Source organism: Halomonas sp. SpR8 (genome assembly GCF_031010195.1).
Lineage (GTDB): Bacteria > Pseudomonadota > Gammaproteobacteria > Pseudomonadales > Halomonadaceae > Vreelandella.
The window spans coordinates 322,261-348,580 of record NZ_JAUAMC010000002.1 but is presented as its reverse complement, the minus strand read 5'-3'; the positions used below and the strand labels follow the sequence as shown (position 1 = coordinate 348,580).

At 55.6% G+C, this 26,320-nt stretch carries 17 protein-coding genes and 3 tRNA genes; 17 read left to right on the top strand and 3 right to left on the bottom strand.

Features of this window, described 5'->3' with window-relative positions; genetic code table 11:
* Positions 1 to 458 precede the first annotated feature (458 nt).
* From gltB to eno, 6 genes are all read left to right on the top strand, one after another.
* Complete coding sequence (gltB, locus tag QT230_RS04935; RefSeq protein ID WP_308320474.1) at positions 459 to 4,901, top strand: glutamate synthase large subunit; 4,443 nt, start codon at positions 459 to 461, stop codon at positions 4,899 to 4,901.
* A gap of 36 nt (positions 4,902 to 4,937) precedes the next feature.
* Positions 4,938 to 6,356 carry an FAD-dependent oxidoreductase gene (locus QT230_RS04930; RefSeq protein ID WP_308320473.1) on the top strand — a complete coding sequence of 473 codons (1,419 nt, stop codon included), beginning with the start codon at positions 4,938 to 4,940 and terminating at the stop codon, positions 6,354 to 6,356.
* Between the two features lie 337 nt (positions 6,357 to 6,693).
* The gene (locus QT230_RS04925) at positions 6,694 to 7,524 is read left to right on the top strand and encodes a DUF3037 domain-containing protein (RefSeq protein ID WP_308320472.1); all 831 of its coding nucleotides are present in this window, start codon (positions 6,694 to 6,696) and stop codon (positions 7,522 to 7,524) included.
* A 246-nt stretch (positions 7,525 to 7,770) separates the two neighbouring features.
* A complete protein-coding gene (locus QT230_RS04920) occupies positions 7,771 to 9,426 on the top strand; it encodes a CTP synthase (protein WP_308320471.1) in 1,656 nt (551 codons plus the stop codon).
* 12 nt (positions 9,427 to 9,438) lie between these two features.
* Complete coding sequence (gene kdsA / locus QT230_RS04915) at positions 9,439 to 10,350, top strand: 3-deoxy-8-phosphooctulonate synthase (protein WP_308320470.1); 912 nt, start codon at positions 9,439 to 9,441, stop codon at positions 10,348 to 10,350.
* A 51-nt stretch (positions 10,351 to 10,401) separates the two neighbouring features.
* Positions 10,402 to 11,691: a phosphopyruvate hydratase gene (gene eno / locus QT230_RS04910; RefSeq protein ID WP_308320469.1), complete on the top strand. Its 1,290-nt coding sequence runs from the start codon at positions 10,402 to 10,404 to the stop codon at positions 11,689 to 11,691.
* Between the two features lie 551 nt (positions 11,692 to 12,242).
* On the opposite strand, the gene fdxA is transcribed toward eno, so the two are convergent.
* On the bottom strand, positions 12,243 to 12,566 hold the full coding sequence (fdxA, locus tag QT230_RS04905) for a ferredoxin FdxA (protein WP_308320468.1): 324 nt from the start codon (positions 12,564 to 12,566) through the stop codon (positions 12,243 to 12,245).
* Between the two features lie 290 nt (positions 12,567 to 12,856).
* Positions 12,857 to 15,418 carry a DNA mismatch repair protein MutS gene (gene mutS, locus QT230_RS04900; protein ID WP_308320467.1) on the bottom strand — a complete coding sequence of 854 codons (2,562 nt, stop codon included), beginning with the start codon at positions 15,416 to 15,418 and terminating at the stop codon, positions 12,857 to 12,859.
* Between the two features lie 116 nt (positions 15,419 to 15,534).
* Between mutS and QT230_RS04895 the strand changes: the two genes are divergently transcribed.
* The 9 genes from QT230_RS04895 (at position 15,535) to QT230_RS04855 (ending at position 22,853) form a co-directional block, all read left to right on the top strand.
* Positions 15,535 to 16,068 (top strand): CinA family protein, encoded by a 534-nt coding sequence (locus QT230_RS04895; protein ID WP_308320775.1) that lies wholly within the window; start codon positions 15,535 to 15,537, stop codon positions 16,066 to 16,068.
* Between the two features lie 129 nt (positions 16,069 to 16,197).
* A complete protein-coding gene (recA, locus tag QT230_RS04890; protein ID WP_308320466.1) occupies positions 16,198 to 17,265 on the top strand; it encodes a recombinase RecA in 1,068 nt (355 codons plus the stop codon).
* Between the two features lie 9 nt (positions 17,266 to 17,274).
* A complete protein-coding gene (locus QT230_RS04885; protein ID WP_308320465.1) occupies positions 17,275 to 17,739 on the top strand; it encodes a regulatory protein RecX in 465 nt (154 codons plus the stop codon).
* A gap of 238 nt (positions 17,740 to 17,977) precedes the next feature.
* Positions 17,978 to 20,587 (top strand): alanine--tRNA ligase, encoded by a 2,610-nt coding sequence (gene alaS / locus QT230_RS04880; protein ID WP_308320464.1) that lies wholly within the window; start codon positions 17,978 to 17,980, stop codon positions 20,585 to 20,587.
* A 99-nt stretch (positions 20,588 to 20,686) separates the two neighbouring features.
* Positions 20,687 to 21,937: an aspartate kinase gene (locus QT230_RS04875; RefSeq protein ID WP_308320463.1), complete on the top strand. Its 1,251-nt coding sequence runs from the start codon at positions 20,687 to 20,689 to the stop codon at positions 21,935 to 21,937.
* A 193-nt stretch (positions 21,938 to 22,130) separates the two neighbouring features.
* On the top strand, positions 22,131 to 22,319 hold the full coding sequence (csrA, locus tag QT230_RS04870; protein ID WP_308320462.1) for a carbon storage regulator CsrA: 189 nt from the start codon (positions 22,131 to 22,133) through the stop codon (positions 22,317 to 22,319).
* Positions 22,320 to 22,452: 133 nt separating this feature from the next.
* Positions 22,453 to 22,545, top strand: a tRNA-Ser gene (locus QT230_RS04865).
* A gap of 82 nt (positions 22,546 to 22,627) precedes the next feature.
* A tRNA-Arg gene (locus QT230_RS04860) sits at positions 22,628 to 22,704 on the top strand.
* Positions 22,705 to 22,776: 72 nt separating this feature from the next.
* Positions 22,777 to 22,853, top strand: a tRNA-Arg gene (locus QT230_RS04855).
* A 164-nt stretch (positions 22,854 to 23,017) separates the two neighbouring features.
* Here the strand turns inward: QT230_RS04855 and QT230_RS04850 are convergent.
* On the bottom strand, positions 23,018 to 23,998 hold the full coding sequence (locus QT230_RS04850) for a tRNA-dihydrouridine synthase family protein (RefSeq protein ID WP_308320461.1): 981 nt from the start codon (positions 23,996 to 23,998) through the stop codon (positions 23,018 to 23,020).
* A 150-nt stretch (positions 23,999 to 24,148) separates the two neighbouring features.
* Between QT230_RS04850 and QT230_RS04845 the strand changes: the two genes are divergently transcribed.
* Positions 24,149 to 24,406, top strand: a complete 258-nt coding sequence (locus QT230_RS04845) for an OadG family transporter subunit (RefSeq protein WP_308320459.1) — start codon at positions 24,149 to 24,151, stop codon at positions 24,404 to 24,406.
* Positions 24,407 to 24,496: 90 nt separating this feature from the next.
* Entirely contained in the window at positions 24,497 to 26,317 is a 1,821-nt protein-coding gene (gene oadA, locus QT230_RS04840) for a sodium-extruding oxaloacetate decarboxylase subunit alpha (RefSeq protein ID WP_308320458.1), read from the top strand.
* Positions 26,318 to 26,320: the final 3 nt, after the last annotated feature.

Below are 26,320 nucleotides of genomic sequence, written 5' to 3'. Positions count from 1 at the left end.
CAATGGATTGCTCCTTGTAGAGAGGTTTCCATAGGGCGGTTTTTTATTTGTTCCACGACTATCGTGAGCCCCTTTGTCGAACGCTGTTTTATATAATCCGTATGCCTTATGCGCTATCGGCATGGGTGAGTAAGCCCTATTTAGACTAAAGTTTAATGGAAAATATAAAGCGTTAAAATAGCGTTTTATATAATTACAAGTGTTTGAAGTATATGCGTTTTTTTCTTGAATGAGAATGCAAATACAGGATTTGAAAAGAGTTTCTCTAGCGTTGCAGGTGCCAAGAGATTGCGCAAAGTGGCCACCAATCGCTATGCTGACCGGCCATTTTGTTGCGGCAGCGAACGTGGGAAGCACCCCATTCTGGGCAGGTTATTAGCACTATAAAAAAAGCAAAACCGTCCTTTATACCATAAGAACGCTGCTAAAAAAATACGCTGACTAGTAGAGGCACGCCCATGAATAGAGGTCTTCACCAGCCTGGCGAGTTTCGCGATAACTGTGGTTTTGGCCTGATTGCCCATATGGAAGGCCAGGCTAGCCACGACTTGCTGAAAACTGCCATTGAATCTTTGACCTGCATGACCCACCGGGGCGGCATCGCTGCCGACGGAAAAACCGGTGACGGCTGTGGTTTGCTCCTTAAAATGCCCACGCCGTTTATGCAGGAGCTGGCCAAAGAGGCGTTTGATGCTGATCTAGGTGAGCGCTTTGCCGTTGGCGTTGTGTTCCTGCCCAACGACGACGCCCGTGAGGCGCATGCCCGCGATACGCTTACTCAAGCGCTAGAAGCGCGTGGCCTCAATGTACTGGGCTGGCGCGATGTGCCGACTGATTCCAGCGTTTGTGGCCCGATGGCACTCGACTGTCTGCCGCGCATTCGTCAGTTGTTTGTGCAGCCTGGCCAGGGTGAGCACTTCGATGTTGACCTATTTATGGCCCGCCGCCGTGCGGAGCAGGCGCTGCGTGGCGAAGAGGATTTCTACGTTGCCTCGCTGTCGTCAGAAGTGGTCTCCTATAAAGGCTTGGTGATGCCGGAAGATCTACCGGCGTTTTATCAGGACTTGAATGATCCGCGCCTGGAAACCGCCATTTGTGTTTTCCATCAGCGCTTCTCGACCAATACCGCGCCCCGTTGGCCACTGGCGCAGCCGTTCCGCCTGTTGGCGCATAACGGCGAGATCAACACCATTGAGGCCAACCGCGGCTGGGCAAATTCGCGCAAGGCCAACTTTGTGAACGAGCGCCTGCCGGATATCGCCGAGCTGGACGAGATCGTCAATACCACCGGCTCCGACTCCTCCAGCATGGATAATATGCTGGAAGTGCTGCTTACCGGTGGCATGGAGCTGCACCGTGCGGTGCGTATGATGGTGCCGCCCGCTTGGCAGAACGTCGAAACCATGGACGCCGAGCTGCGCGCCTTCTACGAATACAACTCCATGCATATGGAGCCATGGGACGGTCCCGCAGGCGTGGTCATGACCGACGGCCGCCAAGCGGTATGTATGCTTGACCGTAACGGCCTGCGCCCGGCGCGCTGGGTAATTACCAAGAATGGCTATATCACCCTGGCGTCGGAAATCGGCACCTACGGCTATAAGCCGGAAGACGTGGTCGCCAAAGGCCGCGTTGGCCCTGGACAAATGCTCGCCGTGGATACCCAGACCGGCGAAGTACTGCACACCAGCGATATCGATGAACGGCTGAAATCTGCCTACCCCTACAAGCGTTGGTTAAAGCAGGAAGCCAACTATTTGGAGTCGGCGCTCACCGAGCTGGCGCGTTTTCAAAACATGGACAGCAATGCGCTGAACGTGCAACAGAAGATGTTCCAGATTAGCTTTGAAGAGCGCGACCAGGTGCTGCGCCCGCTGGCAGAGAGCGGCCAGGAAGCCGTTGGTTCAATGGGCGACGATACGCCCATGGCGGTGTTGTCGAGCCGTCCGCGTCTGCTGACCGACTATTTCCGTCAGAAATTCGCCCAGGTTACCAACCCGGCAATTGATCCGCTGCGCGAAGCAATCGTGATGTCGCTGGAAACCTGCTGCGGCGCGGAGCTGAATGTTTTTAAAGCCACGCCTGAGCACGCTCACCGTTTGATTTTAACCACGCCGGTATTGTCACCGCGCAAATTTACCGCGCTGGTGAGCCAGGACGACCCGGCCTTCGCCAGTTATACGCTGTCGCTGGGCTACGACCCTGAGCAACAGAGTCTGCACCAGGCGCTCAAAGCGCTGTGTGAAGAGGCCGAAGCCCAAGTGCGCGCCGGTAAAGTCATTCTGGTGTTGACCGATGCCGAGCTGGCTAAAGGGCTGATTCCCATTCAAGCCGCCTTGGCGGTGGGTGCCGTGCACTCTCACTTAGGCCGTTTGGCGCTACGTCCCAATGCCAATATCGTGGTGGAAACCGGCTACGCCAGGGACGCCCACCAAATGGCGGTACTGTTTGGGGTGGGTGCTACGGCGGTGTATCCGTGGCTTGCTTACCAAGTGATGGCGGATATGCACCGCACCGGCGAACTGACCGGTAACCCGGCGGATGGCCGTGAGAACTACCGTAAAGGTCTGCAGAAAGGCCTGTTCAAGATCCTGTCCAAAATGGGTATCTCGACGCTGGCCTCCTACCGTGGCTCGATGCTGTTTGAAGCAGTGGGGCTGGCGGATGAAGTGATGGATATGTGCTTTGTGGGCATGGCATCGCGCATCCAAGGCACCGGTTTTGCCGAGCTGCAGATGCAGCAAACGCTTGTTGCCAAAGATGCCTGGATTCCCCGTAAAGGAATTTCCCAGGGCGGCATGTTCAAGTATGTGCATGGCTACGAGTACCACGCCTATAACCCTGATGTGGTGATGTCGCTGCAGGCTGCGGTTCAGGAAGGCAGTTACATCAAATGGAAGAAGTTCGCCCAGATGGTCAACGAGCGCCCGGTGGCCACTATTCGCGATTTGCTCAAGCTCAAGCCTGTAGAAACGCCGCTTTCACTGGATGAAGTAGAGCCGGTTGAAGAGCTGCTGCCACGCTTTGACAGCGCGGGCATGTCGCTAGGCGCGCTCTCCCCGGAAGCTCATGAAGCGTTGGCCCAGGCCATGAACGAAGCGGGTGGGCGCTCTAACTCCGGTGAGGGTGGTGAAGACCCGGCACGCTACGGCACGATTCGCAGCTCGAAAATCAAGCAGATCGCCTCCGGCCGTTTTGGCGTTACCCCGGCGTATCTGGTCAACGCGGAAGTGCTGCAGATTAAAGTCGCCCAGGGCGCCAAGCCCGGCGAGGGCGGCCAGTTGCCTGGCGGTAAAGTGAATCAATTGATCGCTAAGCTTCGCTATGCGGTGCCCGGCGTGACGCTCATTTCTCCGCCACCGCACCATGATATCTACTCTATCGAAGACTTGGCGCAACTGATTTTTGACCTTAAGCAGGTCAATCCGGACGCCCAAGTATCGGTCAAGCTGGTTTCCGAGCCGGGTATCGGTACGATCGCTACTGGCGTGGCCAAGGCCTACGCGGATTTGATTACTGTGTCCGGCTACGATGGCGGAACGGCGGCGAGTCCGTTGACCTCCATCAAGCACGCCGGTTCGCCCTGGGAATTGGGACTGCCGGAGGTGCACCAAGCGCTGCGCATCAACGGCCTGCGCGACAAGATTCGCCTGCAGACCGACGGCGGCCTTAAAACCGGCTTAGACGTTGTTAAAGCGGCGATTCTGGGTGCTGAAAGCTTCGGCTTTGGCACCGCGCCGATGGTGGCGTTGGGTTGCAAATACCTGCGCATCTGTCACCTCAATAACTGTGCCACCGGCGTTGCCACCCAGGACGACTTTCTGCGCGGCGAGCACTTCCGCGGTACCGTGGATATGGTCAAAAACTACTTCCGCTTTATCGCCGAAGAAGTGCGTGAACTGATGGCGGCGCTGGGCGTTCGCAAGCTCACTGACCTGATCGGGCGTACTGATCTGCTGGAAGTACTGGAAGGCAATACCGCTTCCCAGCGTAAGCTCGATTTAATGCCGCTGCTGGCCAATGATTTTGTGCCCAAAGATGCGCCGCAGTTCTGTAAGGTCAGCCGTAACGTGCCTCACGATCCCGGTGCTAAGAACCAGGAAGTGTTAGCCGCATTAAAGGATGCGATTGAAAGTCAGTCGGGTGGTGAGTTTGATTTCACCATCACTAACTGTGACCGTAGCGTGGGTGCGCTCACTTCTGGCGCGATTGCCAAGCGCTACGGTGAAGAAGGGCTGGAAGCCACGCCGGTGACGGCTAAGTTTGTCGGCGTGGCGGGGCAGAGTTTCGGGGTGTGGAACGCCCGTGGGTTGAATCTTTTCCTGGAAGGCGATGCCAACGACTATGTTGGCAAGGGCATGAATGGCGGCAGTATCGTCATTGTGCCGCCCAAAGTTAGCCAGTTTGAGAGCCACAAAACCGCCATTATCGGTAATACCTGCTTGTACGGCGCTACCGGCGGTACGCTGTTTGCCGCTGGTACCGCAGGCGAACGTTTTGCCGTGCGTAACTCCGGCGCCTCAGCGGTGATTGAAGGTGCGGGCGACCACTGCTGCGAATATATGACCGGCGGCCTGGTCTGCGTGCTGGGTGAAACCGGGGTGAACTTCGGTGCGGGTATGACCGGTGGATTTGCCTACGTGTTGGATGAAGATCGCACCTTCGTGGACAAGTACAACCACGAACTGGTCGAAATTCATCGTGTTAACACAGAGGCAATGGAGGCATATCGTCGACACCTGCGTGAAATGATTGAAGCCTATGTGGCCGCGACGGGTTCCGCGCGTGGGGCGGCTATTTTGGAAGACTTCAGCGACTATGCGCGCCACTTCTGGCTGGTTAAGCCAAAAGCGGCAAGCTTAGGTAGTTTGCTGGATCAGTCTCGGCGTCAGCCGCAATAACCCGCTTATGCCCCTCACGCTGACAGGAGAGAGACCATGGCTAACCGTTTAAATAACGATTTTCAGTTTGTTGATGTGGGTCGCCAAGACCCACAAAAGAAAGACGCCCGCGCCCGTGCCAAAGAGTTTGCGGAAATTTACGAGCCGTTCAAGCCCACCGATGCGGCCAGCCAGGCGCACCGCTGCCTGCACTGCGGTAACCCGTACTGCGAGTGGAAGTGCCCGGTTCACAACTATATTCCCAATTGGCTGCAGCTGGTGGTGGAAGGCAACATAATTGAAGCCGCCGAGCTGTCGCACAAAACCAACTCACTGCCCGAAGTGTGTGGCCGCGTGTGCCCCCAGGATCGTCTATGCGAAGGCGACTGCACGCTCAATGACGGCTTTGGTGCGGTGACGATCGGTTCGGTGGAGAAGTACATCACCGATACGGCGTTTGCCATGGGTTGGCGCCCGGATATGTCCAAGGTGGTGTGGACGGATAAAAAAGTTGCCATCATTGGTGCAGGCCCGGCGGGCTTGGGCTGTGCGGATATTCTGGCGCGCAATGGCGTCAAGCCGGTGGTATTTGATAAGTACCCGGAAATCGGCGGTCTGCTGACCTTCGGTATTCCCGAGTTCAAGCTGGAAAAGAGTGTGATGGAGCGCCGCCGGGCGGTCTTTGAGGAGATGGGCGTCGAGTTCCGCCTGAATACCGAAATCGGCACCGACATCGAGTTTGAGACCTTGATGCAGGAGTACGACGCGGTCTTCCTGGGTATGGGCACTTATAAGTATATGGAAGGCGGCTTCCCCGGCGAAGATCTGCCGGGCGTTTACAAGGCCCTCGATTTCCTGATCGCCAACGTTAATCGCTGCCTAAGGTTCGAAAAAGACCCGAACGACTATATCTCTATGGAAGGCAAGCGCGTGGTGGTGCTGGGCGGCGGCGATACGGCGATGGACTGTAACCGTACTTCTATTCGCCAAAACGCCACCAGCGTGACCTGTGCCTATCGCCGTGATGAAGGCAACATGCCGGGTTCGCGCCGTGAAGTCGCCAATGCCCGAGAAGAGGGAGTGGAGTTTCTGTTCAACCGTCAGCCGGTCGCAGTCGTCGGTGAAGAGAAAGTTGAAGGCGTCAAGGTAGTACGCACTCGATTGGGCGAGCCGGATGAAAACGGCCGTCAGCGTCCGGAAGTGGTGCCCGGCTCTGAAGAGATCATCGCGGCAGATGCCGTGGTCATCGCTTTCGGTTTCCAGGCCAGTCCCGCGCCGTGGTTCGATAGTGCCAATATTCAGGTCGACGAGCGTGACCGCGTCACCGCACCGGAGCACGGCCAGTACGCCTTTCAAACCAGCAACGAAAAAATCTTTGCCGGTGGCGATATGGTGCGCGGCTCTGACTTGGTGGTTACGGCGATTTATGAAGGTCGCCAGGCAGCCGAAGGTATTCTGGATTACCTGGGCGTTTAAAACGTTACTAAATATGCTTATTTGCCATTGCTTAGTCGTTTCACTCTTCGCAAAGACAAATAAGCCCCGGAAACTATGGCGCCCATTAGGCTAAAGGCATTTATGTAAGACAAACTTTAGCGCCTATTGACGTTTCAGTGAGAGCTGCACGGTTGGTGTTGCAGCAGGGGCGCACATCAACCTGTATGGTTCAGGTGTGCCAGCCATGGAAGCTAGCTTCCATGGCATCTGTAACCAGTATAAGGAGCAGGGATGAAGAGTCACTCGTTCACCCCGCACTGGATGAGCGTTTTGAGTTACTTAACCGCATCCACAATGGCGATTTTTGGAGAATGGTATGAGCATCATCTGCAACTACGCAGTGCTGCGCTTTCAGCCCTATCCCGAGACAGGTGAGTTCGCGAACCTGGGAATCGTCATGGTCTGTAATAATGGTCAATTCCTTGAAATGGTCGAAACACGTACGCGCAAACGCATCACCAATTTCTTCGACAAGCTAGATCCAGCTGTTTTCACGAATGCTCGGCAAGCCTTTGCAAAAGAAATCCATCGAGTAGCTGAACTGGCTAATGCTCACCCTTACGACACCGCTTTGCAGCTAGGTTTATTCAAGCACCTAACTGCACCTAGCGAGACGATGTTCCGATTTAGCCAGCCGGGCACCATTGCCACCGACAACCCGGCCGCAACACTGCAAGAGCTATTCAATCGCTATGTTTGCCATGATTTTACGCAGCGAGAAGACGCAGAAACTAAGTTGAAACGTCGTATCAACACGTTACTCAAGGAGCAGTTCACCGATCGCACCTACCGAGAGGAGAAGCTGGGTGATGAGTTATATCACGTCACCTTTCCTTTTGTGTGGCAAAGCGGTGGCATTACTGCCCAAGCTATTCGTCCTCTTTCATTCGACTTGGATGATACGAAGAGCATCATTGATAAGGGTGATCGCTGGATCATGCAGATGAATCGTTTGGCCAAGCACGGCGGTATGCCAAGAGACACCGTTTTCATATGCAAAGAGCCTACGGGTAGCAATGCTGATCAGCAAAAAGTCTACCGAGAGATTGCCGCCGATCTAAGCAGCAGCCATCAGATTCGGGTAATTCCTTATGCGACTCCCCAAAGTAAAATGCTTGGCTTGCTGGCAAGCACATCTCTTCATTAATCGACAGCAATACCTAACTTAAACCAGCCCACCATGGCGGTCAGACGACAAAAGTAGCGCCCAGGGATGGGTTCTCAGCGCCCTCGCGGAGACCCATCGCTGGGGCAGCGGCGCAAGTGTGATTCTGCTGAGTAGGTTTTGACTGCTCAGTTCAAATTGAGCCTTTAGGCGTACTCTGCTATTCTGTCATCCCATCCTGGTGTGGCTTTCTGTTACGCCTTTTGATCACGTTTCGACAGGTTTTCCATGACACGATATATCTTCGTGACCGGCGGCGTTGTGTCCTCTCTTGGCAAGGGCATCGCCTCCGCCTCGCTTGCGGCGATTTTAGAGGCCCGCGGCCTTAAGGTCACCATGCTCAAGCTCGACCCGTACATCAATGTGGATCCGGGCACCATGAGTCCCTTCCAGCACGGTGAGGTATTCGTCACAGAAGATGGCGCCGAAACCGACCTTGATCTCGGCCACTACGAGCGCTTTATTCGCACCAAAATGACCCAGCGCAACAACTTTACGACCGGCCGTGTTTACGAGCACGTACTGCGCAAAGAGCGTCGTGGCGATTATTTGGGCGGCACCGTTCAGGTCATTCCGCATATCACCGACGAGATTAAAGAACGCGTTTACGCGGGCGGTGAAGGGTTTGATGTGGCGCTGGTGGAAATTGGTGGCACGGTCGGTGATATCGAATCGCTGCCGTTCCTGGAATCAATCCGCCAGATTCGTAGTGAACAGGGCGCTAACCGCGCGCTGTTCATGCACCTAACGCTAGTGCCCTACATCAAGACGGCCGGCGAGACCAAAACCAAACCGACCCAGCACAGCGTTAAAGAGCTTCGCTCGATCGGTATTCAGCCGGATATTCTGATTTGCCGCAGCGAAGTGGAGCTGGAAGAGAGCGAGCGGCGTAAAATCGCCCTGTTCACCAATGTCGAAGAGCGCGCGGTAGTGCCGCTGCAGGATGCCGATACCATCTATCGCATTCCGTTGATGCTCCATGAACACGGTCTGGATGAGATCGTTTGCGATAAGCTGCGCCTGGAAGCGCCCGAAGCTGATCTGTCCGAATGGGTGAAGGTGCTGGACGCCAAGCTGAACCCGCTCAAATCCGTCAGCATCGCCATGGTGGGTAAATACATGGAGTTGCTGGATGCCTATAAGTCGCTTAACGAAGCGCTGATTCACGCCGGCATTCAAGGGCGCATTAAGATCAACGTTGACTATATTGATTCCGAAGATATTGAGCGCCACGGCACTGAGCGTCTAGCAGGTAAAGATGCCATTCTGGTGCCCGGCGGCTTTGGCGAACGCGGCGTAGAAGGCAAGATTCTGACCGCGCAATTCGCTCGCGAAAATAACGTGCCTTATTTAGGCATCTGCCTGGGTATGCAGGTGGCGGTGATTGAGTTTGCCCGCAATGTGGCGGGCTGGAACGACGCCAACTCTACCGAGTTTACCCACGATACCCAGCACCCGGTAGTGGGGCTGATTACCGAGTGGCTGAACCCGGAAGGTAAAATCGAGCTACGTGATGCGGCGTCCGATTTAGGCGGCACCATGCGCTTGGGCGGCCAGGTGTGCCATTTGGCGTCGGGCTCTAAGGCGCGGGAAGCCTATGGCTCCGAAGAGATTGTTGAGCGCCATCGCCACCGTTTTGAGGTCAATAACCAGTTTATCGATGAGCTTGAAAAGGCAGGGCTGGTAATCTCAGGCAAGAGCGTTGATCAATCGCTGGTCGAAATGATCGAGCTGGCGGATCATCCTTGGTATGTAGCCTGCCAGTTCCACCCGGAGTTTACGTCTACTCCCCGCGATGGCCACCCACTATTCTCGGGCTTTGTTAACGCCGCCTTGGATCACAAAACAGCGCGTAGTCGCGCCCATGCGAATGCGCAGGAATAAGAGGGCAAAAGCATGGCTTCTCAAGACCGGTCTCAAGAGCTGTCTCAAAAACAGTCTCAAGAACAGTCTCAAGGACAACCGCAAGAGCGTCATATTAACGTTGCCGGCTTAACCGCCGGCAATTCCTTACCGCTGATGCTGCTGGGCGGCATGAACGTGCTGGAGTCAGCCGAGCTTGCCGATGAAGTTGCTCAAGCCTACGTAACGGTGACCCAAAAGCTGGGGTTGCCCTATGTGTTCAAGGCCAGTTTCGATAAAGCCAACCGCAGCTCAATCAACTCCTACCGCGGCCCGGGTATTGAGAAGGGCCTACAGATTCTGGCCGATATCAAAGCCCGCCACAACGTGCCGATCATCACCGATGTGCACGAGCCCTGGCAGGCGGAAGCGGCCGCTGAAGTCGCCGATATTATCCAACTGCCCGCCTTTTTGGCCCGCCAAACCGATTTGGTCGTCGCCATGGCTAAAACCGGTGCGGTCATCAATATCAAAAAGCCGCAGTTTTTGGCGCCCCATGAAATGCGCCATATCCTCAGCAAGTTTCAGGAAGCGGGCAACGATCAGTTGATGCTCTGCGAGCGCGGCTCAAGCTTTGGTTACAACAACCTGATTGTTGATATGCTTGGCTTTGGCGATATGAAACAAACCGGCTATCCGGTGTTTTTTGATGTCACTCACGCGCTGCAGCGCCCCGGTGGGCGCGCCGACAGCGCTGATGGCCGCAGGGCGCAGGTAGCCGAATTGGCCCGCGCAGGTGTGGCGGTCGGCCTTGCAGGGCTGTTTCTAGAGGCCCATCCTGACCCTGATAACGCCAAATGCGATGGCCCCTGTGCACTACCACTGGACCAGCTAGAGCCGTTCTTAACCCAACTGGTCCAGTTAGATGCGCTGGTCAAAGGGTTTGAGCCGCTGACGATTCGCTAAGCAGGACGTTATATTAATAATTTTATCCGACCTACCGTAAAGGAAACTGCCATGACCAAAATTGTTGCTATCAGTGCGTTGGAAGTGCTGGATTCGCGTGGAAACCCGACCGTGCTGGCGCAGGTACGCCTTGCCAGTGGCGCTGTCGGTGAAGCCTGTGCCCCCAGCGGTGCCTCAACCGGTTCCCGGGAAGCATTAGAATTACGCGACGGCGATAAGTCGCGTTATCTGGGCAAAGGCGTGCTGAAAGCAGTCGAAGCGGTCAACGGCAAGATTCGCGATACGTTGATGGGGATGGATGCACGCGACCAGCGCGGCCTGGACGATGCCATGTTGGCGCTGGATGGTACCGAGAATAAAGCGAATCTGGGGGCTAATGCGATTCTAGCGGTTTCCCTGGCCGCCGCTAAAGCCGCCGCTAACGCCAAGGGTGTGCCGCTGTATGCCCACATTGCCGAACTCTACGGTCAGCCGGGTCAGTACAGCATGCCGGTACCGATGATGAACATCATCAACGGCGGCGAGCACGCGGATAACAATGTTGATATCCAAGAGTTTATGGTGCAGCCGGTGGGCGCGGCTAACTTCCGCGAAGGGCTGCGCATGGGCGCAGAAATTTTCCACGCGCTGAAGAAGGTTTTGTCGGCAAAAGGTCTTTCTACGTCAGTGGGTGACGAGGGCGGCTTTGCACCTAACCTAGCATCTAACGCCGATGCGCTAGCAGTGATTAAGCAAGCCGTTGGTGATGCCGGCTATGCCCTGGGTAAAGACGTTACTCTGGCGCTGGATTGTGCGTCTTCCGAATTCTACCAAGACGGCCAGTACAACCTTTCCGGTGAAGGCAAAAGCTACGACGCCCAGGGCTTTACTGATTACCTGGCGGGTCTGTGCGCCGATTACCCGATCGTGTCCATCGAAGACGGTATGGATGAATCGGATTGGGCGGGCTGGAAAGCGCTAACGGATAAGCTGGGCGATAAAGTACAGCTAGTGGGCGATGACCTGTTTGTCACCAACACCAAGATTCTCAAGCGCGGTATTGATGAGCAGATTGGTAACTCTATCTTGATCAAGTTCAACCAGATCGGCTCGCTCTCCGAGACGCTGGATGCCATCAAGATGGCTCAGGACGCAGGCTTTACAGCGGTGATTTCACACCGCTCTGGTGAAACGGAAGATACCACCATTGCCGATTTGGCAGTGGGCACCTGCGCTGGGCAGATCAAAACGGGGTCACTGTGCCGCTCTGATCGGGTTGCCAAGTACAACCGCTTGCTGGTGATTGAAGCGGAGCTGGGTGAGGTGACTTATCCTGGCCTGAAAGCCATTAAGGGGCAGTAAAACGGCAATATCGAGCGATTTTTAAGTGGGGCTTGTAAGAGATGTCTCAAGATTTTGTAAGAGATATCTTACAAATGCCGACGAGAATCGCTCGGTTTGGGGTAAGAAAAAACGAAATTTTTCACTAATTTAAATTTAAGTGATTGTTTTTAATGGATAATCGTTAGAAAAAGGCGAGTCGTTAAGACTCGCCTTTTGTATTTTGGCGTTGTTGAGAAGCTGCCGGGTTCTGCCACTATATACACAGGACACGGGGAGGCAAGGATGCTTTAGGCAGGATGCAACGGGATGAAGGCCAGATGCGCTGGGTGTTAAAGTGAGTTAGGCCCCGGCAAGGAAGTCATCTGAGGAGGTTGATCCAGGGAGTGGTCAGAGGAAGTGCTTGGAGCGGGCGGCCTACGGGTCGCCTTTTTTTTGCCCGTAATTTGGCGTTGTCAGTTTCACGATGCCATAAAATAGCGATGCAATAAAAAAACCAACACTGTCTTGAAAAAGCGCTGGTTTTAATAAGTGGTCGCTGATTTTAAAACGACGCTTTGCGTTCGCTAGGCTTAGCGCTCTAGTTTCTCAAGCTTACCTGGCTTGCCGTCCCACTCTTCGGCATCGGGTAGCGGATCCTTTCTTTCGGCAATGTTGGGCCACACTTCTGCCATATCAGCATTAATCTCAATAAAGGTCTCTTGGCCTTCAGGCAGCTCATCCTCTGAGTATATTGCCTCGGCGGGGCACTCGGGCTCACACAGTGCGCAGTCGATACACTCGTCCGGATGAATGACCAGGAAGTTCGGGCCCTCATAAAAACAGTCGACCGGGCAGACTTCCACACAGTCGGTGTATTTGCACTGGATGCAGTTCTCGGTAACGACAAACGTCATCTTGCTATCCCTCTTGCAGGGCCGGGTATCTCTCGGCCATGATCAATCGTGAATGGTTATAAATCAGCCGTTTTTTATAAGCTAAAAGTTTGAGCGACATTCTAGAGGTGCGCCTACCTGTCGGCAAGCACCATATGATTCCGGTTGGTAGCAATGCCAGGACAGGTTTCCGCGAGGGCGCTGTAAACCCATCCGTGGGCGCTACTTTCGACATCCTTGTCGAAAGACCCTCGCTACAACCTGCCCTGGCACCTGAATCTCACTGATAGACTTGCATTCTATAAGCACCATTAGATCAGGTCTCGCCACTGATACAACAGTGACAGCGCTTCCCGTGGTGTTAAGTCATCCATATCGACGTTTTCAAGCGCCTCAATCACCGGATGTGGCGCCGCGGCGAACAAGTCATTCTGCTGTGGAGTGGTCCGCGGCATCTGTGTGGTGTTATCCACATCGCGCTGCTCCAGGCTCATCAATTTTTCGCGGGCACGCTTAATAACATGCCCCGGTACGCCCGCTAACTGAGCCACCTGCAAGCCGTAGCTCTGGCTGGCTGGGCCAGCTTCGATGCGATGCATAAATACGATGCTGTCGCCATGTTCGGTGGCCGTTAGGTGAATATTAGCCACTCCTTCGGCGTGTTCGGGCAGGGCGGTCATTTCAAAGTAGTGGGTGGCAAACAGCGTTAAGGCACGCCCTTTTGCTAAATACTCGGCGCTTGCCCAGGCCAGTGACAAGCCATCGAAGGTGCTAGTGCCGCGGCCGATCTCATCCATCAAAATCAAGCTTTGCTGGGTGGCGTTGTGGAGGATATTGGCGGTTTCGGTCATTTCGACCATAAAGGTAGAGCGACCGCCTGCCAGATCATCCGACGAGCCTATACGGGTAAAGATTCTATCTAGTGGGCCGATCTCAGCGGCATCGGCGGGCACAAAGCTGCCGCAGTGCGCCAGCAGGGCAATCAGCGCTGTCTGGCGCATATAGGTCGATTTACCGCCCATGTTGGGGCCGGTAATGATCAGCATATGCCGGTCTGGGTTGAGGGTTACGTCGTTAGGCACAAAGGGTGTTTCGCTGACCTGCTCCACTACCGGGTGGCGCCCCGCATCAATTTGGATGCCGGTGCTTTCACTGAGCGTTGGGCGCACCCAGTTCAGCGCTTCGGCGCGTTCGGCAAAGGCACACAGCACATCCAGCTCGGCTAGCGCTTGAGAGGTGCTTTGTAGGGCGTGAAGGCTGTTATTCAGGTCGCCAAGCAGGCGGTCGTAAAGCCACTTTTCACGCGTCAAGGCACGGGATTTGGCCGACAGCGCCTTATCCTCAAACTCTTTGAGCTCGGGAATAATAAACCGCTCGGCGTTTTTCAGCGTTTGGCGGCGAATATAGTCGGCGGGGGCTTGCTGAGCCTGGGCGCGGGGTAGCTCAATAAAGTAGCCGTGCACTCGGTTGTAGCCGACTTTGAGATTGGCAAGCCCGGTGCGCTCACGCTCGCGAGTTTCTAGCTGAATAAGGTAGTCGCCAGCGTTTTCGGCCATGCCCCGGTGCTCGTCGAGCTCGGCGTCAAAGCCATCGGCAATTACGCCGCCATCGCGGATCACCACCGGTGGATTTTCGACCAGTGCACGGCTGAGCATATCGGCCATTTCCGGGTAAGGGCGAATATGCGGGCGCAGGTTGTCCAGCGTACTACCGCTCTCTACCTCACTGAGCTGCTGCTCCAGAGTAGGCAGAGTGACCAGCGCATCGCGCAGGCGTGCCAAATCCCGGGGGCGGGCGCTATACAGCGCTACCCGGGCCAGAATCCGCTCCACATCGCCTACGTCGCTCAGCGTCTCGCGCAGTGCTATATAGGCCGCATCTAAACTTAGCAGCGCCACACCCGCATGGCGGTTCTGGACTATGTCGCGCTGGCGTAATGGCCGGTTGAGCCAGCGCTTGAGTAGCCGCGAGCCCATGGCGGTGGTGCAGGTATCCAGCACGCTGGCCAGCGTATTGTCGCTGCTGCCGCCGAGGTTGATATCAATTTCCAGATTGCGGCGGCTGGCGGCATCAATCACCACGGCATCGTCGCGGTTCTCAACGCTGATCGCGGTGACATGGGGCAGGCGCGAGCGCTGGGTGTCGCGGGCGTAATCGATCAGCACCCCGGCAGCAATCAAAGCGGTGGTTAAGTGTGCACAGCCAAAGCCGCGTAAATCCTGCACCTCAAACTGGTCGCACAGGCTGCGAGTAGCACTCTCCAAATCAAATAGCCACTCACCCTGGCGGCGCAGGCTGCGCTTTTGCGACCAAGCGTCTGGCAGCGTCAGGCTTTCAGGCACCAGCAGCTCGGCGGGGGAGAGGCGGGTGAGCTCGGCAAGCATTTCCGCTTCACTCGCCACTTCCAGCACGTTAAAGCGACCGCTGGAGAGCTCCAGCCAAGCTAGGCCCCAGCTCTCCTTTCCAGGGGAGACGGACACCAGTACGTTGTCACGGCGGGCATCAAGCAGCGCTTCATCATGGAGTGTGCCGGGAGTAACGATGCGCACTACCTGGCGGTCAACGGGACCCTTGCTGGTAGCTGGGTCGCCAATCTGTTCACAGATGGCGACTGACTCGCCACCGGCGACCAAGCGCGCCAGATATCCCTCCGCGCTGTGGTAGGGCACGCCCGCCATCGGGATGGGTTTACCGCCAGATTGCCCGCGCTGGGTAAGGGTAATATCCAGCAGCGCGGCGGCGCGCTTGGCGTCGTCGAAAAACAGCTCGTAAAAATCCCCCATCCGGTAGAACAGCAAAACCTCGGGGTGTTCGCGTTTGATCTTTAAATATTGCGTGATCATTGGCGTATTAGGGGGAATGGCCTGTGACATGGGCGTCCTGATTGAGCGTGGCGCAAGCCATCTCGGCTTACGGCATGGGCAATTTTTTAAAGCAAGCTAAACGCAGTATTCTACGCTGAACTGACGACTCACTTGAAGGAGCGACGATAGTGCCCAGCATATCTAGCCTGAAAAATCTTGATTTAACGCTGTTGGCTCAGCGCCTGGGGCGGCTTTGTCAGCAGTTAAATGTAGAAGTAACCGCCGCAGAGTCCTGCACCGGCGGGGGGATTGCCAGCGCGATCACCTCAACAGCGGGCAGCTCAGCCTACTTTACGGCTGGCTATGTGACTTATTCGAATGCGGCGAAGACCCGGCTGCTGGGCGTGCCAAACGCCATACTGGCAGCACACGGCGCGGTAAGCGAAGAGGTGGTGAAAGCCATGGTGCTCGGCGCTTGCCAAGAGAGCGGTGCGGGATTGGGCGTGGCGGTTAGCGGTGTGGCCGGGCCTGATGGCGGCAGCGATGAAAAGCCGGTGGGTACCGTTTGGCTGGCCTGGGGAGATGCCGATGATCAGCAGGCTGAACGTTTCCACTTTCCCGGTGATCGCCAAGCGGTGCGCGAGCAAGCCGTGCGTCAGGCCCTGGCAGGGCTGGTAGCTCGGTTAGATGCTCGGGCGAAAGCGAGCAATAAGAAATAGCCGTGTGAGTAGGTTGGTAAGCATGAATGGGTAAAATAGTTGAGCGAAAGGGTAATCAAGGATTTGTTTACGGCGCAATCTTTGGCATACTACTGGGTAATTATACAGCTTGTTATGAGGAATCTCTGAATGGCTCAGGATGACAACCGCACTAAAGCGCTAAACGCTGCACTCACCCAAATCGATCGTCAGTTCGGCAAGGGCACCGTCATGCGTCTAGGCGACGCACCGCGTGTCGTCATGCCGTCGGTTTCCACTGGCTCATTAGGTCTGGATATTGCCCTCGGCATTGGCGGCCTGCCATTTGGCCGAGTTTGCGAAATCTTTGGCCCGGAGTCGTCGGGTAAAACCACCCTGACCCTTTCGGTGATTGCGCAGGCGCAAAAGCAGGGCAAAGTGTGTGCCTTCGTGGATGCCGAGCACGCCCTTGATCCCAGCTATGCCGAAAAGCTGGGGGTCAATCTGGATGACCTGCTGGTTTCCCAGCCTGATACCGGCGAGCAGGCGCTAGAAATTACCGACATGCTGGTACGCTCTGGCGGTGTCGACGTCATCGTTATCGATTCGGTCGCCGCGCTAACGCCGCGTGCTGAAATCGAAGGCGAAATGGGTGATTCCCACGTCGGCCTGCAGGCGCGTTTGATGTCGCAAGCGCTGCGTAAAATCACCGGTAATATCAAAAACGCCAACTGTCTGGTGGTTTTTATCAACCAGATCCGCATGAAGATCGGCGTTATGTTTGGTAGCCCTGAAACCACCACTGGTGGTAACGCGCTTAAGTTCTACTCTAGCGTACGCTTGGATATTCGTCGCACTGGCTCGGTTAAAGTGGGCGATGAAGTCACCGGTAACGAAACGCGTGTGAAAGTGGTTAAAAACAAGGTGGCACCGCCGTTCCGCCAAGCTGAATTCCAGATTCTTTACGGCAAAGGCATTTACCACGCCGGTGAAGTTATCGACCTGGGCGTGCAGTGCAACTTAGTCGATAAAGCAGGTGCCTGGTACAGCTATAAAGGTAAGAAAATCGGCCAGGGTAAAGCGAATTCGGCGCTCTATCTCGAAGAGCACCCAGAGATCATGCTTGAAATCGAAACGCAGATTCGCGAACAGCTTCTAGCCAAGCCTGACCCCAAGAAAGAAGAGGCCGCTGCCGAAGCTCCTGTTGAAGCAGAAGCGGGCGACGACGATCTGCTTTAAGGCGACTTGATGGCGTTCACCTCCCAGCGCGATGCCACGCCCCGTGACATCGCCATTGGCTTGCTGGCTCGGCGCGAATACTCCCGCGCCGAGCTTGCCCAAAGGCTAAAGAAGAAATCCTTCGACGACGACGCTATTGATGAGTGCCTAGACGCTCTGATCGAACAAGGGCTTCAGTCTGATGCTCGCTTTGCGGCCAGTTTCGTCCGTTCACGCATTCTGCGTGGGCAGGGCGTGATCCGTATTAAAGGCGAGCTGCGCCAGCGCGGCGTTGACCAGGAAACCCTCAATAGTGCATTTGCAGAGGTCGAGGAGGGCGAGCAGATCGACTGGTTTGAGCTGGCCCGGGAAACCCTGGCGCGGCGCTTCGATAGCCCCGGTGAGACACCCAAAGAGCGCGCTAGGCGGGAGCGTTTTCTCGCCAACCGCGGCTTCGATTTTGAGCAAATCCGCTATGCGCTCTCCTGCCTGTAATACGTTTTCTCCAGCCGATAAAATATCCCCCCCTCTTACATTTCTAGTAGTGCTCTAATACGCTTGTCGGTCGGGTTGTTCTCATCGTTGTTGCCCTTCTGTCGCGAGTTGTTTGCCTTTCTGCCACTAAGTGCGGCTTTAGTCGTTTGACAACTGCGCTATAATGGCTGCTTTGCGACCCCTGAGGGTAGCGGTGACAGCGCCCTGGGACATCACGCTTTCTTGTTACGGATACCCTATGAAAAGCGCAGAGATTAGACAGGCCTTTCTCACCTTCTTCGAAGAGCAGGGGCATACCATTGTACCCACTAGCTCCTTAGTACCGGGCAACGACCCGACGCTGCTGTTCACCAATGCCGGCATGGTGCCGTTTAAAGATGTGTTTCTAGGCCGCGATCCGCGCCCCTACGTGCGCGCCACCTCTGCGCAGCGCTGCGTGCGCGCGGGTGGTAAGCACAATGATTTAGACAACGTCGGCTATACCGCGCGCCACCATACCTTTTTTGAAATGCTGGGCAACTTCAGCTTTGGTGACTACTTCAAGCGCGACGCTATTCGCTTTGCCTGGGTATTTCTGACCGAAACGCTGGGTCTGCCTAAAGACAAACTGTGGGTAACGGTGCATATCAGCGATGACGAAGCTGAGCGCATCTGGAAAGATGAAATCGGCATCGATCCTGAGCGTTTCTCCAAGCTGGATGAAGATAACTTCTGGCAAATGGGCGACACCGGCCCCTGCGGCCCCAGTTCGGAAATTTTCTTCGATCATGGTCCAGAGGTTTGGGGTGGCCCGCCGGGCAGCCCGGAAGAGGATGGCGACCGCTATATCGAGATCTGGAACTTAGTGTTCATGCAGTTTGATCGTGATGCTGCCGGCACGCTTAACCCGCTGCCCAAGCCCTCTATCGATACCGGTATGGGGCTGGAGCGGGTCGCCGCTGTGATGCAGGGCGTGCACTCCAACTACGAAATCGACCTGTTCCAGAACCTGCTCCAGGCCGCAGCCAAAGCCACCGGCCACCCGGATACCGCCACGCCTTCGCTGCGCGTGATTGCCGACCATATCCGCTCCTGCGCCTTCCTGATTGTTGATGGCGTGCTGCCTTCCAACGAAGGGCGCGGCTATGTGCTGCGCCGGATTATTCGCCGCGCGATTCGCCATGGCCACAAGCTGGGTGCGGTGGAGCCGTTCTTCCATAAGCTGGTCGAGGCGCTGGACGCTGAGATGGGCGATGCCTATCCGGAACTGCGTGAAGCGAGCGATCAAATTGCCCGCGTGCTGCTAAAAGAAGAAGAGCAGTTCGCTCGCACCCTGGATCACGGTATGGGGCTATTGAACGTGGCCCTGGCTGAGTTGGACGGCAAGGTGCTGCCGGGTGAAACCGTCTTCAAGCTTTACGATACCTACGGCTTTCCGTTCGATCTCACCGCCGATGTGTGCCGTGAACGTGGCGTTACCCTGGATGAAGAGGGCTTTCAGCAGGCCTTGGAGGCCCAGCGTGAGCGTGCACGGGCGGCCAGCCAGTTTGGCGCCGACTACAGCGCCTCTATTGAGTTGGAGGGCGAAACAGCCTTTACCGGCTACGACCGTTTGGAAGATCAGGCCAAGGTAACGGCGCTGGTCGACAGCGAAGGCAACGAATTAGCCGCCCTGGAAGCCGGGCAGAAGGGCGTCGTGGTACTCGATCGCACGCCGTTTTACGGCGAGTCCGGTGGTCAGGTAGGCGATACCGGCTACCTGTATGTCGACGGCGGCCGTTTCCAGGTCACTGATACCCAGAAGCAGAGCGGTCATCATTTACACCAGGGCATAATGGTTGAAGGCTCACTGAGTGTCGGTGCCAATGTGCGCGGCGAAGTGGACGCAAGCTTGCGTAAAGCTACCATCCGCAATCACTCCGCCACCCACCTGCTGCATAAAGCACTGCGTATGGTGTTGGGTGATCACGTACAGCAGAAAGGTTCGTTGGTTAACGCCGAGCGCCTGCGCTTCGACTTTAGTCACTTCGAGCCGATGACCGCCGAGCAGCTAGCGGAAGTCGAGCGGCTGGTCAATGAGCAGATTTTGGCTAACGCGCCGACCAAGATCGAGCAGATGAGCCTGGATCAAGCCAAGGCCAAAGGCGCGGCAGCGCTGTTTGAGGCCAAATATGCCGAGAACGTGCGCGTACTGACCATTGGCGCCGACGACTTCTCTATCGAGTTGTGTGGTGGTACCCACGTGGCACGCAGCGGCGATATTGGCTGCTGCCATGTGATGAGCGAAGTAGGTATTGCGTCCGGCGTGCGCCGTATCGAAGCGATCACCGGCGACAATGCGCTGGCCTACTTCCGAGAGCAGGAAGCCCGTCTTGAGCGTCTTAGCGAACGGTTGAAGACTAAGCCAGAGCAGGTCGAGGCGCGGGTAGAGTCACTGGTTGAGCGTAACCGGAGTCTGGAAAAAGAGCTTGAGCAGCTCAAAGCCAAGCTGGCCAGTGCTGCAGGTAGCGATATGCTTAGCCAGGTGCAGGAGATCAACGGCGTGAAGCTGCTGGCGACGCAGTTGGATGGCGTGTCAGGCAAAGATCTACGCGGCGTCCTTGATCAGCTTAAGAACAAGCTCAGCTCGGGAGTGATTATCCTGGGCGTTGCCGACCAGACCGCGGGCAAAGTAAGCCTGATCGCTGGGGTAACCCAGGATTTGACCGGACAAGTGAAAGCCGGTGAACTGGTGAATCATGTCGCCTCTCAGGTAGGCGGTAAGGGTGGAGGCCGTCCTGATATGGCCCAAGCCGGAGGTAGTCAACCCGACGCCTTGCCGGATGCGTTGAAGAGCGTACCGGCATGGTTGGAAAACGTTCTTAGCTAAACCTTAAGGCCGGTGGCATTATTGCTACCGGCCTTATTATTTATTTAAAACTTATAACACTTTCATCCTCCATTCCCGAACGCATAGGAAAAACGGCATATGGCACTATACGTACAGAAGTTCGGCGGCACTTCGGTGGGCTCTGTCGAGCGTATCAAGGCCGTAGCGGAAAAGGTTAAGGGTTTCCGCGATCAAGGCCATCAGGTGGTGGTCGTGGTCTCCGCCATGAGCGGCGAAACCAACCGCCTGACGGACATGGCGCAGGCGCTTAACGACGAACCCGCGCCGCGCGAAATGGATATGCTGCTGTCGACCGGCGAGCAGGTGACTATTTCACTGCTCGCCATGGCGCTTCAGCAGATCGGCGTACCTGCTACTTCCCATACGGGCGCCCAGGTGGGTATTCATACCGATAGCGCTTATACCAAAGCACGTATCCAACGCATTGAAACCGACGACCTGAAAGCCGACCTTGAAGACGGACAGGTAGTGGTTGTGGCCGGTTTCCAAGGGGTCGACGAAGACGGCAATATCACCACGCTGGGTCGCGGCGGCTCAGACACCACTGGGGTGGCGCTAGCTGCAGCGCTCGGCGCCGACGAGTGCCAGATTTACACCGATGTCGACGGGGTATACACCACCGACCCCCGCGTATGTACCAAAGCCCAACGCTTATCGAGTATCACCGTGGAAGAGATGCTGGAGCTGGCAAGCCTCGGCTCTAAAGTACTGCAGATCCGCGCGGTAGAGTTTGCCGGTAAGTACAACGTGCCCCTGCGGGTGCTGTCGAGCTTTGAAGACGGCCCCGGTACCCTAATTGTTGCAGAAGCTGACCAAGACGAGGACGCTATGGAAGAACCACTGATCTCCGGTATCGCCTTTACCAAGAATGAAGCAAAACTAACCCTGCTCAATACGCCGGATGTACCTGGGGTCGCGTCGCGCATTCTGGGTCCCATTGCCGATGCTAATATCGAAGTCGATATGATCGTGCAGAATGTGGCCCCCGCCGGAGACTATACCGATTTCACTTTTACGGTTGCCAAGGGTGACTACAAAGCGACGAAGAAGCTGCTTGAAGAGACGGTGATCCCGTCTTTGGGTGGTGGCGAGCTACGTGGCGACGACAACATTGCCAAGGTCTCATTAGTCGGTGTGGGCATGCGCTCTCACGCGGGTGTGGCGTCGAAAATGTTCCGTGTTCTCGCTGAAGAGAACGTCAATATTCGTATGGTCTCTACCTCTGAGATTAAAATCTCTGTTGTGATTGATGAGAAGCATATGGAGCTTGCCGTCAATGCATTACATAAAGCCTTTGGTTTAGATAAGGCAGATATCGAATCTGAATAACAATTATGCCCTAAACCTTCTACGCTGAAGGGGTACTTGCTGCCGTGTGGTGGTGAGCTTTCTTTCAACGGGAGGTTAAGGTGTCATGGAGCCGGAGACATTGGTGACAGGCAGCGCTATGCCGCATAATGGTATGGTGTTGCCTCCGGCTGACATATCCCGTTGCATAAAACGTCTGAAAAGGAGATCAGCCATGCTCATCCTAACTCGCCGTGTTGGCGAAACCCTGATGATCGGTGATGAAATCACCGTCACCGTGCTAGGTGTGAAAGGCAATCAAGTACGTATCGGTGTTAATGCGCCTAAAGATGTGGCAGTTCACCGTGAAGAGATTTACCAGCGTATTCAGCGTGAAAGAGATAGTGAAAACGAAGCGGAATGAGGCCCACACGACGGCACCATGAAGTGATGCTTCAAACGTGAGCTTAACTGTAAGATATGGCCGGTACGAAAAAAAACTATGCAGGGCTAGACATAAGAACCCTGAATCGGTAATATTCGCGCCGTGCCGTTAAGGAGAGGTGGCCGAGTGGCTGAAGGCGCTCCCCTGCTAAGGGAGTATAGGGTTTATAGCCCTATCGAGGGTTCGAATCCCTCTCTCTCCGCCAACTGCACGGCCATAAAATGCTTGTTAGCTAAAAAACCTTGGTTTAAGAGGTATTAGCTAAAAGTACATGGCATACAAGGTATGCGCCCGTAGCTCAGCTGGATAGAGTACCTGACTACGAATCAGGGGGTCGGAGGTTCGAATCCTCCCGGGCGCGCCAACTAGCTAGTAGCTTTAAAAGTAGTAGTTTTAAAAGTAGTAGCTCTAAAAGTAATTGTTAGCAAAATACCACGCGCCCGTAGCTCAGCTGGATAGAGTACCTGACTACGAATCAGGGGGTCGGAGGTTCGAATCCTCCCGGGCGCGCCAGATTCTAAACCCGCTCTCTTACAGAGAGCGGGTTTTCTGTTTCCAGTCTGACTATTCTTACCAGCCTGACCGGCTATGGCTCGCACCCCGGTCTTGCGATCGTGTATAGCGCCTCCGCTTTGCGGTAGGGCGCTTTTTTTTGGCTATCGTAAAGCTGGAAGTCCCTATTGTTCGGCGACGACAAGGCTACTCAGCAGTTGATCCAGCTCGATGAGGCGCTTCACGCGCTGGAAATTCTGTTCGGCTTCACCATTGCCCTGGCGCATTTGAGCGAGCCACTGCTTTACCAGTGATACCACCACCCGATCGGGCAGGTTCTGGCGCTGAAGCGCGGCGTACTCTTTCAGCACGCTGGCGCGCATTGCCCAACTGCTCTCGGGTAGCCGCTCGCCGGTCTGCAGCCAGTGGCGGATGCGGGGTGCAAGCCAGGGGTCTGCCAGTGCGCTGCGCCCAAGCATCACATCGCGACAGCCAGACAGCGTGCGCGCTTTCCAGTAATCTTCCAGCGTCCAAATATCGCCATTGGCCACGACGGGAATACTGACATGGCGGCGAATTTTGCCGATCCACTCCCAGTGCGCCGGTGGGCGATAGCCTTCATCCCGGGTGCGTGCATGCACCACTAGCTGCGCGGCGCCCCCTGCTTCGGTGGCTTGAGCACAGGCAACCGCTAAGCGGCGATTAGCAAAGCCTAGGCGAATCTTGGCGGTCACGGGGATCGCGCCATCCAGCGTCTCGGCAACGGCTTTAACCGCCTGGTAGACGCGATCCGGCTGGCGAAGTAGCGAGGCGCCGCCATCGTGCCGGTTGACCAGTTTGGCTGGGCAGCCGAAATTAAGGTCGACGCTTACCGCGCCGAGTTTAAGCGCTTGGCGCGCGTTGGCCGCTAACGCGGTAGGGTCTGAGCCCAGCAGCTGTAAATGCACTGGAATACCGCTAGGCGTTGCCACAGGCGGTTGCGTAAGTTCTGGGCAATGCTTATAAAACACTCTGGGCGGTAGGCGAGCATCGACCACGCGGACAAATTCGGTCACCGTCCAGTCGAAACCGGCATGGCGAGTCAGTAAATCTCGAGTGAGTGCATCGATCACCCCTTCCATCGGGGCTAGGCCAATTCTGCCGTTTTGTAGTAAATTAACAACCATGACTTCCACTATCGCGCCATTGCATTCTATTCTGAGTGTGGCAGGTTAGTGTATTCCCCTTACTGCGCCAAGCGACTTACGTCGCATTGGTTAATCAATGTGCGCACAAGCGGTGCTTGTGGCCGTAAAGAAAGCTCAGGAGAGTGCCTAATGCAGAATCAAGAATTATTACAAGACGGGTTAGCGTTGATGGCGCTCGGTATGGGCGTAGTGTTTGTTTTTCTTACCATTTTAGTGATTAGCGTGACGCTAATGTCGCGACTGATTGGACGCTTCCAGCCGGCTCCAGTAGCGGCGGAGATGGGTAATAAATCACCACGGCCCTCCGGCTCTGCTACTCAAAATGACGAAACGCTGGCGGTGCTCAGTGCTGCAGTGCAGCGATACCGTTCCACTCGCCGTCATTAACTTTCTAATTTTTTTCGTTACAGTCCACTTTTGGCTATTTTTTTGTTATTTTTACTACAAACTTACAATTCTTAACTGTGAGCCAAGATCATGAACGAGATAAAACGTCCTTTAGGCATTACCGATGTCGTGCTGCGCGATGCCCATCAATCGCTGTTTGCTACGCGTATGCGTCTGGACGATATGCTTCCGATTGCCGAAAAGCTGGATCGCGTGGGCTATTGGTCGCTGGAGACCTGGGGCGGCGCTACTTATGACGCTTGTATTCGTTATTTAGGGGAAGACCCGTGGGAGCGTATTCGTGCATTGAAAGAAGCCATGCCGAATACACCCCAAGCGATGCTGCTTAGGGGACAGAACCTGCTGGGCTACCGCCACTACGCGGATGACGTGGTGGATAAGTTTGTTGAGCGCGCAAAAACCAACGGCGTAGATGTCTTCCGCGTATTCGATGCCATGAATGACCCGCGTAATCTGGAACGCGCCATTCAAGCGGTGCGTAACGTTGAAGGTCATGCGCAGGGCACCATCTCTTATACTGTGAGCCCGGTTCATACCCTGGATAGCTGGGTCGAGCTTGCCAGAACCATTGCCGGTTTGGGCGCGGATTCATTGGCTATCAAGGATATGGCGGGGCTGCTCACGCCTTATACAGCGTTTGACCTGGTGACTCGTCTCAAAAAAGAGCTGTCGATTCCGGTCCACTTGCACTGTCATGCGACGACCGGCCTTTCTACGTCCACCATTTTGAAAGCGGTCGAGGCGGGGATTGATAACGTTGATACCTCGATTTCGTCGATGTCGATGACCTACGGGCACAGCCCGACCGAATCCGTGGTCGCAATGCTGAAAGATACCGGCCGCGATACCGGACTGGATCTTGAGCTGTTGGAAGATATTGCCGGTTACTTCCGCGAAGTGCGTAAGAAGTACGCCGCTTTTGAAGGTTCGCTACGCGGCATTGATTCGCGCATCCTGATTGCCCAGGTGCCGGGCGGGATGTTGACCAATATGGAAGGTCAGCTCAAAGAGCAGGGCGCAGGCGATAAGCTGGATGACGTGCTGGGCGAGATCCCACGCGTGCGGGAGGATCTTGGCTTTATCCCGCTGGTGACGCCAACGTCGCAAATCGTCGGCACCCAGGCGGTAATGAACGTGATGATGGGTGAGCGCTATAAGTCTATCTCCAAAGAGGTCCAGGCGCTGCTCAAGGGTGAATACGGCGCCGCCCCCGCACCTTTTAATACCGAGCTACAAAAGCGCGTATTAGAAGGCGGCGAGCCGATTACCTGCCGCCCGGCAGACAATCTTGCGCCTGAAATGGACAGGCTGGCCGCCGAACTTAAAGACAAGGCCAGCGCTGAGGGCATCCGCTTGGCGGAGGGGCAGCGCGAAGTCGATGACGTGCTGACCTATGCCCTGTTCCCGCAAATTGGTTTGAAATTTCTCAAGAATCGCGACAATCCGGAGGCTTTCGAGCCCGTTCCTCAGGCAGTCAAAGCTGAGGCGAAAGCAGCGAAGCCAACGGCTCAAGCAGAGAGCAAAGCGCCGGTTACCAGTGGTGGGCCAGAGACCTACACCATTAAGCTCAACGGCAAGTCGTTTGTGGTGGAAGTCTCTGAAGGCGGTGAGCTAGGTGAAGTGCAAGAGCAAACTGCCGCCAGTACTTACGCACCCAAAGTGGAAGCGCCTGCCTCCAGTGGAGAAAGCATCGACGCTCCGCTGGCTGGCAATATTTTCAAGGTCAATGTACGTCCCGGTGACAGCGTTGCTGAGGGTGATGTCGTAATTATCCTTGAAGCCATGAAAATGGAAACCGAAGTGCGTGCCAGCAGCGCAGGCACTGTGTCTAAGGTTAACGTCAGCGAGGGCGACAGCGTCGACGTGGACGATAAGCTGATCGAACTCTAAGGG

What these genes read in the sequence shown, in the direction of transcription:
- QT230_RS04920 (WP_308320471.1), top strand. Translation starts at nt 7,771, where the DNA reads ATGACACGATATATCTTCGTGACCGGCGGCGTTGTGTCCTCTCTTGGC.
- kdsA (WP_308320470.1), top strand. Translation starts at nt 9,439, where the DNA reads ATGGCTTCTCAAGACCGGTCTCAAGAGCTGTCTCAAAAACAGTCTCAA.
- QT230_RS04925 (WP_308320472.1), top strand. Translation starts at nt 6,694, where the DNA reads ATGAGCATCATCTGCAACTACGCAGTGCTGCGCTTTCAGCCCTATCCC.
- QT230_RS04845 (WP_308320459.1), top strand. Translation starts at nt 24,149, where the DNA reads ATGCAGAATCAAGAATTATTACAAGACGGGTTAGCGTTGATGGCGCTC.
- alaS (WP_308320464.1), top strand. Translation starts at nt 17,978, where the DNA reads ATGAAAAGCGCAGAGATTAGACAGGCCTTTCTCACCTTCTTCGAAGAG.
- oadA (WP_308320458.1), top strand. Translation starts at nt 24,497, where the DNA reads ATGAACGAGATAAAACGTCCTTTAGGCATTACCGATGTCGTGCTGCGC.
- mutS (WP_308320467.1), bottom strand. Translation starts at nt 15,418, where the DNA reads ATGTCACAGGCCATTCCCCCTAATACGCCAATGATCACGCAATATTTA.
- QT230_RS04850 (WP_308320461.1), bottom strand. Translation starts at nt 23,998, where the DNA reads ATGGTTGTTAATTTACTACAAAACGGCAGAATTGGCCTAGCCCCGATG.
- QT230_RS04875 (WP_308320463.1), top strand. Translation starts at nt 20,687, where the DNA reads ATGGCACTATACGTACAGAAGTTCGGCGGCACTTCGGTGGGCTCTGTC.
- csrA (WP_308320462.1), top strand. Translation starts at nt 22,131, where the DNA reads ATGCTCATCCTAACTCGCCGTGTTGGCGAAACCCTGATGATCGGTGAT.
- QT230_RS04930 (WP_308320473.1), top strand. Translation starts at nt 4,938, where the DNA reads ATGGCTAACCGTTTAAATAACGATTTTCAGTTTGTTGATGTGGGTCGC.
- gltB (WP_308320474.1), top strand. Translation starts at nt 459, where the DNA reads ATGAATAGAGGTCTTCACCAGCCTGGCGAGTTTCGCGATAACTGTGGT.
- QT230_RS04885 (WP_308320465.1), top strand. Translation starts at nt 17,275, where the DNA reads ATGGCGTTCACCTCCCAGCGCGATGCCACGCCCCGTGACATCGCCATT.
- eno (WP_308320469.1), top strand. Translation starts at nt 10,402, where the DNA reads ATGACCAAAATTGTTGCTATCAGTGCGTTGGAAGTGCTGGATTCGCGT.
- recA (WP_308320466.1), top strand. Translation starts at nt 16,198, where the DNA reads ATGGCTCAGGATGACAACCGCACTAAAGCGCTAAACGCTGCACTCACC.
- fdxA (WP_308320468.1), bottom strand. Translation starts at nt 12,566, where the DNA reads ATGACGTTTGTCGTTACCGAGAACTGCATCCAGTGCAAATACACCGAC.